At 56.5% G+C, this 5,422-nt stretch carries 5 protein-coding genes and 1 pseudogene; 3 read left to right on the top strand and 3 right to left on the bottom strand.

Translation table 11 applies throughout. The annotated features are described in order from the left end of the window. The 3 genes from D8V06_RS03160 to D8V06_RS03150 all read left to right on the top strand — a co-directional run. A partial coding sequence (locus D8V06_RS03160) for a proton-conducting transporter membrane subunit (RefSeq protein WP_277751284.1) occupies positions 1–668 on the top strand: 668 nt, incomplete at its 5' end. A gap of 7 nt (positions 669–675) precedes the next feature. Then, complete coding sequence (gene nuoN / locus D8V06_RS03155) at positions 676–2,139, top strand: NADH-quinone oxidoreductase subunit NuoN (RefSeq protein ID WP_056854624.1); 1,464 nt, start codon at positions 676–678, stop codon at positions 2,137–2,139. 207 nt (positions 2,140–2,346) lie between these two features. Continuing rightward, positions 2,347–2,679 carry a hypothetical protein gene (locus tag D8V06_RS03150; protein WP_241667766.1) on the top strand — a complete coding sequence of 111 codons (333 nt, stop codon included), beginning with the start codon at positions 2,347–2,349 and terminating at the stop codon, positions 2,677–2,679. Between the two features lie 817 nt (positions 2,680–3,496). Here D8V06_RS03150 and D8V06_RS30705 read toward each other — a convergent pair. From D8V06_RS30705 to D8V06_RS03130, 3 genes and pseudogenes are all read right to left on the bottom strand, one after another. Next, the gene (locus D8V06_RS30705) at positions 3,497–4,393 is read right to left on the bottom strand and encodes a polymorphic toxin type 44 domain-containing protein (RefSeq protein ID WP_241667765.1); all 897 of its coding nucleotides are present in this window, start codon (positions 4,391–4,393) and stop codon (positions 3,497–3,499) included. Further along, positions 4,390–4,533, bottom strand: coding sequence for a hypothetical protein (locus D8V06_RS30300; protein WP_177434341.1), 144 nt, complete (start codon positions 4,531–4,533; stop codon positions 4,390–4,392). Before D8V06_RS30300 ends, D8V06_RS30705 begins: the two co-directional genes overlap by 4 nt. A 329-nt stretch (positions 4,534–4,862) precedes the next feature. Further along, positions 4,863–5,422 (bottom strand): annotated as a pseudogene (locus D8V06_RS03130) (carbohydrate ABC transporter substrate-binding protein); the annotation flags it as partial.

Below are 5,422 nucleotides of genomic sequence, written 5' to 3'. Positions count from 1 at the left end.
CGCCGATCGCCATGACCCTGGGTCTGATCGGGATTTTCTACGGCGCGTTCCTGGCTTTCGCACAAACCGACATCAAGCGCCTGATCGCCTTCTCGTCCGTTTCCCACATGGGCTTCGTACTGATCGGCATCTACTCCGGCAGCCAACTGGCACTGCAAGGTGCAGTGATGCAGATGCTGGCGCACGGTCTGTCGGCCGCGGCACTCTTTATCCTGAGTGGCCAACTGTACGAACGCACCCACACCCGCGACATGCGTGAAATGGGTGGCCTGTGGTCGAAGATCGCTTACCTGCCGGCCCTCAGCCTGTTCTTTGCAGCAGCGTCGTTGGGTCTGCCGGGTACCGGTAACTTCGTCGGTGAGTTCCTGATCCTGATCGGCAGTTTCCCGATCGCTCCATGGGTCACCATCATCGCCACCACCGGCCTGGTGTTCGGTTCGGTCTACTCGTTGATCATGATCCACCGTGCGTACTTCGGTCCGGCCAAATCGGACGCGGTACTGCATGGCATGGACGGTCGCGAACTGATCATGGTGGTCGGTCTGGCTGCACTGCTGATCTACCTCGGCGTGTACCCACAACCGTTCCTCGATACCTCTGCCGCTACGATGCATGGCGTGCAGCAATGGCTCGGCACCGCCTTCACTCAACTCGCTTCGGCCCGGTAAGAGCGCTATGGAATTCACGACTCAACACTTTATCGCGCTTGCGCCGTTGTTGATCACCAGCGCCACGATCATCGTGGTGATGCTGGCGATCGCCTGGCGCCGCAACCACTCGCAGACCTTCCTGATTTCCGTGGCGGGTCTGAACCTGGCTTTGCTATCGATCCTGCCGGCTCTGAAGGTTGCGCCTCTGGCCGTGACCCCATTGCTGCAAATCGACACCTTCGCCTGCCTGTACATGGCGCTGATCCTGGTCGCCACCCTCGCCTGTGTCACCCTCGCCCACGCCTACCTCGGCGATGGCGGTTCGGGTTACCCGGGCAACCGTGAAGAACTGTACCTGCTGATCCTGATGGCTGCCGCCGGTGGCCTGGTTCTGGTCAGCGCGCAGCACCTGGCCGGGTTGTTCATCGGCCTGGAACTGCTGTCGGTGCCGGTCTATGGTCTGGTGGCCTATGCCTTCTTCAACAAGCGCTCGCTGGAAGCCGGCATCAAGTACATGGTGCTGTCGGCCGCCGGTTCTGCATTCCTGTTGTTCGGTATGGCGCTGCTGTATGCAGACTCGGGTTCCCTGAGCTTCGTCGGCATCGGTCAGGCATTGGCGGCTACCGGTCTGCCAAGCTCGCTGGCACAACTGGGCCTGGGCATGATGCTGATCGGCCTGGCATTCAAGCTGTCGCTGGTCCCGTTCCACCTCTGGACCCCGGACGTTTACGAAGGTGCTCCGGCGCCGGTTGCAGCGTTCCTCGCTACCGCTTCCAAGGTTGCCGTGTTCGCGGTGATGGTGCGTCTGTTCCAGATCTCGCCAGCGGCAAGCAGCGGCATCCTGAGTGATGTGCTGACCATCATCGCCATCGCGTCGATCCTGTTCGGTAACCTGCTGGCACTGACCCAGAGCAACCTCAAGCGTCTGCTGGGTTACTCGTCCATCGCTCACTTCGGTTACCTGCTGATCGCCCTGGTGGCGAGCAAAGGCCTGGCCGTGGAAGCCATCGGCGTGTACCTGGTCACCTACGTGATCACCAGCCTCGGCGCCTTCGGCGTGATCACCCTGATGTCCTCGCCGTACAACGGCCGTGACGCCGACGCCCTGTACGAATACCGCGGCCTGTTCTGGCGCCGTCCGTACCTGACCGCCGTACTGACCGTGATGATGCTCTCCCTGGCCGGTATTCCGCTGACCGCGGGCTTCATCGGCAAGTTCTACATCATCGCTACTGGCGTCGAGTCGCATCAATGGTGGCTGGTTGGCTCGCTGGTACTGGGCAGCGCCATCGGCGTGTTCTACTACCTGCGTGTCATGGTCACCCTGTACCTGATCGAACCGAACCTGCGTCGCCACGATGCGCAACTGCACTGGGAACAGAAAGCAGGCGGCGTGATGCTGCTGGCCATCGCTCTGGTCGCGTTCTTCCTCGGCGTCTACCCACAACCGCTGCTGAACCTGGTTCAGCAATCGGGGCTGGTGGGTTGATCGCTTGAGCGACACTCGGTAGAAAACAGAAACGGCACCTTCGGGTGCCGTTTTTGCGTTTGTGGGATTTGTTACCGCTGCCCTGCCCTCTTTCGGAAATCCCGGAACGATCTTGCACACTACTCAGGGCCGTCCTACATCCCGTATTGATCATTTGGCTTTATCTTCAATGGCCTCAGAGTTAATAAATCAACGCGGGGAAGAACAATGGGACGTGACGTTTTTTCCGAACTGTTACACGGCCTCGACGACTTGGCCGACGAGCGCCAGGGCAAGCTCACGTTGCGTACGCACAAGCTCAAACTGCCGAAGCCGCAACCTCTCTCAGTCGAGCAATTGGTAGCGTTGGAGTCGAATCAAGCGATAGAGGCAGAGCAGTTACATAACAAGCGAATTGGTGCAATGAAGGACAAGCTTGTACTCCCCGGAGACTACGACACGCCGCTGCCTGATGAGATCCTTGATGCATTCGAGGCTCTCGAATCTGAAGCTACTGGGTCATTGCCCGGTTACCCAGGCTCGGTTGATGAATGTGGGTGACTGAGCCGACCCCATTTTCGGAACGCCGCCCGGACCATGCTCCCACAGGTTGTGAGTCTGCCCGCAGATTTTGAATACGGCATAAATCCATTTTGGGAGCTTGCTCGCGATTGTGGTGACATAGTCACCGCAAAAAAAAAACGGCACCTTGCAGTGCCGTTCGTGATTATGGTTTCACCAAATCCCATTGACACTCTTTCAGCCTGACTCCATCAAGAACACTCCCTTTCTGGATATCAATGTTGCCGTCAGCGTCGAGGAAGATATCCGTGTTGGGCCACTTCGGTGTGATGCTGATGCAATGCCAACGCTCGTTTTCGACAGCCCACGAAAACTCCATGAAAAAATGGGTATCCGGAATTAGATATCCGTGGTCACTGACTGCATCTCCGGGAGATATCCGTCCCCGGTATATTCGATCTTTGACATTCCATGTGTACCGCAATACCTGCTTGGCATCCTTGGAGTAATTTACGGTTGCGCTGGGTAGAACATAAATATTCCATAGGGCGATCAAACACAACACCAGCAGCGGCAGGAGTAGTGGGAGCAATGGAATCCAGAGCCATCTTATGTACCGGAATCGTGGTTTATTGACAGATGTGGACACTGACTCCGTCTCCCCAGTCCTTTGGAGCTACTGCCAACACTTTATTCATGATGATCTGCGCTGTTATTCCGCCATCAGGGTACAGATTGGCAAGTTTTATACCGATACCTATCGACACTCTATCAGCTACATCATCCCATGATCGCAGTTGAGTCCAAGGACTGGCCGTGGGACGAGGACCAGGAAGTGCTCTGTTCTTTTTGGGGATTATTCGTAACTCTTCCGCCTTGCGCAGGGCATCTGATGCAATTTGTTCAATGCAATTTGTTCAGCCCCTGCGCCGTCTAGCAGCAAGCGATCGGAAAGTCCCCCTATAATTCCGACGTAACCGTAGTGGATGTTCGACCAAATATCGTAGTAATAGAGATACCCCCCTTGCTTGTGCCTGACTCCGGGGAATCGTTCCCGAAGCTTTGGCTTGTGGTCCCACTCCATATCCTGACCCACTTGTTTAGTCCAAATCGCCATCGCTTCAACCTTCTTCGTCAATGCGATAGCGTTGAAATTCGGTGATCCGGCCAGTCTGGCATACCACGGTAGCTCCTGAAATTGCCTGGCAGCCGCGCTACTGTCGTAGTTGAGCAGCTCTTTCATTTTCAACACGGCTGGATGCAGGATATTTCGGTTCATCTCTCCAGCAATGTAGACGGCAAGCTCTTCCATTTGATCCGGGTGATTACAGCGTGGGGTTTTACCGGGGTCGCCGGGTGCGGTTGAGGTTTTCCGTGCAAGCGTTGGCTCAGCCAGTCGGGATTCTGTCGCCTTTACTTTTTCGGACTGATTAGCTGGCTGTACAAAGGCCCTGCCCATTGGCGGAGCAGAATCCTCGTTTCGATAGCTGGCCGTAACCACCGATGGAATCAGCTGAGCTCTACAAGGGCAATTGCTGTGGCTGTCCAGCGTGCCTGCCATGGCTTTGCCGTGGCTGATCATGTGCGAGATGCCACCGACGATCTGATAGGTATTCCCATCCTTACCGCAAGTGACCCGGTCACCTTCTAGTGCATGGGCGATGCCATACCACATGAAACTGGTGTCGCCATCCAGGACTGTGCCGCCACAGGTGGTCTTGTCATGCTGACCAATGAAATGCCCTTCGTTCATTGAGGTTCTCCTTGCTCGATGCAAGGCAGAAAACCCTCGGCCATCGGTACGCCTTCACGCACCACTAACAACATGCAGCCATGTGATGTGGTGATGATCTCGACTTCGGAGGTGGATGAGGGGTACAGAAGAGCATTCATGTGCAACGTCCTTATTGTCATCGATTTGAATTGCCTTCCCTCTCCTTCCTGCAGAAGTACTGAGTAGAAAGCGTATCGGTCGAGGACGAATGAGACGGCGGGACGCATGCTGGCAGCAATCCCGATGGCATTGCCGAAACAACGAATAGGAAATTTCACAGAAGCCAACAACCCACTTCCTACAGTGATTGGAGCAACTAGCGATTTTTCGCAAGTTCTGGGTATGCCACCAATCCTGTGGGAGCGAGCCTGCCCGCGATTGCGGTATCACAGACACCAAAGAAAAACGGCACCTTCCAGTGCCGTTCGTCTTTCACAGTCCCACCAGTTTACTTACGCGCCGCCTCCCACGATTTCAGCAGTTCGGCGTAGCTCACGGTCTCGCCTTTCGGCTTCTCGTTTTCCAGTTTCGGTTTCGGAGCGCCCGGTTGGTCGAACCAGTATTGCGCGTCGCGCTCGGGGTTCATTTTCGGGGCGCAGGTGGCTTGGGCTTTCGAGCGTTCCAGGCGGGACATGATGGCGTCCTGATCCTTGGCCAGACCGTCGAGTGCCTGTTGCGGGGTTTTCTCGCCGCTGGCGGCTTCAGCAATGTGGCTCCACCACAACTGTGCGAGACGCGGATAGTCCGGCACGTTGGTTCCGGTCGGCGTCCATTGCACGCGGGCCGGGCTGCGATAGAACTCCACCAGACCGCCGAGTTTCGGTGCCAGATCGGTCATGGCCTGCGAGTTGATGTCCGACTCGCGGATCGGCGTCAGGCCGACGATGGTTTTCTTCAGAGAGACGGTTTTCGAAGTCACGAACTGCGCATACAGCCAGGCCGCCAGTTTTTGCTTCTCAGGCGTGGATTTCATGAACGTCCACGAACCCACGTCCTGATAGCCCAGCT

Origin of the sequence: Pseudomonas sp. Sample_24, from assembly GCF_004307605.1 — a bacterium.
Classification (GTDB): Bacteria; Pseudomonadota; Gammaproteobacteria; order Pseudomonadales; family Pseudomonadaceae; genus Aquipseudomonas.
This window is presented reverse-complemented; position numbering and strand designations above follow the sequence as displayed.

What these genes read in the sequence shown, in the direction of transcription:
- nuoN (WP_056854624.1), top strand. Translation starts at nt 676, where the DNA reads ATGGAATTCACGACTCAACACTTTATCGCGCTTGCGCCGTTGTTGATC.
- D8V06_RS03150 (WP_241667766.1), top strand. Translation starts at nt 2,347, where the DNA reads ATGGGACGTGACGTTTTTTCCGAACTGTTACACGGCCTCGACGACTTG.
- D8V06_RS30705 (WP_241667765.1), bottom strand. Translation starts at nt 4,393, where the DNA reads ATGAACGAAGGGCATTTCATTGGTCAGCATGACAAGACCACCTGTGGC.
- D8V06_RS30300 (WP_177434341.1), bottom strand. Translation starts at nt 4,533, where the DNA reads ATGAATGCTCTTCTGTACCCCTCATCCACCTCCGAAGTCGAGATCATC.